Genomic DNA, 1,080 nt, shown 5'->3' on the forward strand with positions numbered 1-1,080 from the left:
CGCCCGCGCCGCGCCGCGGGGGGCGGATTCCGTGCGGCGGCCGGACCGGGCTCCACCCCCGGTGCCCCCGGCCGGGTTCTCCCCCGGGTCCTCCGCGGTGAAGAATCCGGCGGGCAGGTCGTCGAGATACGGCCTCGCGCGCCCGGAGGAGTCCGGTGCCGTCCCGGTGCCGTCGTCCTCCCCGTCACCAGCAGTGTGCACAGCAGCCTTTACGAGTCGATGTGTGTTACCGGCGCCGAGGATATGGGATCGCGGACGCGGACGGATCTTGAACCGGGGAAACGGGATGCCGGCGACCGTGTTCCGGTCGGATCGGAGATCCCGGTGTTCCGGATGGCTGGTGGGCGCAGCAGGGTTCGAACCTGCGACCCCCTGCTTGTAAGGCAGGTGCTCTTCCGCTGAGCTATGCGCCCGGGTGTTCCCGTGCCGGGCACGGGAACACGCTCCCTGTCGGGGCCGGCCCCGGGCCCGGATCAGGTGAGGTCCGCGACCGCCTTCTTCCACGCGTCCTGGTCCCGGGGCTCACCGGGCTGGTTGACCTCGGCGAACCGGACCACACCCGCGGTGTCGATGAGGAAGGTCCCCCGCAGGGCGAGACCGGCGTTGTCGTCGAACACACCGTACTCCTGGGCGACCTTGCCGTGTGGCCAGAAGTCCGACAGCAGCGGGAACTGGTAGCCCTGCTGCTCGGCCCACGCCTTCAGCGCGAACGGGGTGTCCACGGAGACACCGAGGACCTGCACCCCGCTGTACTGGTCGAAGTCGTCCCGGAGCCGGCACAGCTCACCCTGGCAGACGCCGCTGAAGGCGAACGGGTAGAACACGAGCAGCACCGGCTTGTCCCCGCGGAAGGACGACAGGGTGACTTCCTGCTTGTTGTAGTCCTTGAGCGTGAAGTCCGGGGCCTGGGTACCCACCTCGACCGCCATAGGTGTGCCAACCTTTCCGCTTGTCGCTGTCCCGGCACGGATGTGCCCGCCCCGGCCGGCCGGAACCGGCGCCGGGGCGGGCACATCGCGAAGCCGCGTGCCGTGCCGAGCCTATCGTGCGGCGGACGGACGCCGACAGCTCCGTCACCGG

Annotated in this window: 1 protein-coding gene, 1 tRNA gene and 1 pseudogene; all 3 read right to left on the bottom strand. The window is 70.5% G+C overall.

Annotated elements, in window-relative coordinates; genetic code table 11:
* Positions 1–201 (bottom strand): annotated as a pseudogene (locus SACHA_RS26260) (hypothetical protein); the annotation flags it as partial.
* 137 nt (positions 202–338) lie between these two features.
* Positions 339–413, bottom strand: a tRNA-Val gene (locus tag SACHA_RS0115495).
* A gap of 60 nt (positions 414–473) precedes the next feature.
* The gene (locus tag SACHA_RS0115500; protein ID WP_019811175.1) at positions 474–929 is read right to left on the bottom strand and encodes a peroxiredoxin; all 456 of its coding nucleotides are present in this window, start codon (positions 927–929) and stop codon (positions 474–476) included.
* Positions 930–1,080: the final 151 nt, after the last annotated feature.

The organism is Saccharomonospora halophila 8 (assembly GCF_000383775.1).
GTDB classification, from domain to species: Bacteria; Actinomycetota; Actinomycetes; order Mycobacteriales; family Pseudonocardiaceae; genus Saccharomonospora; species Saccharomonospora halophila.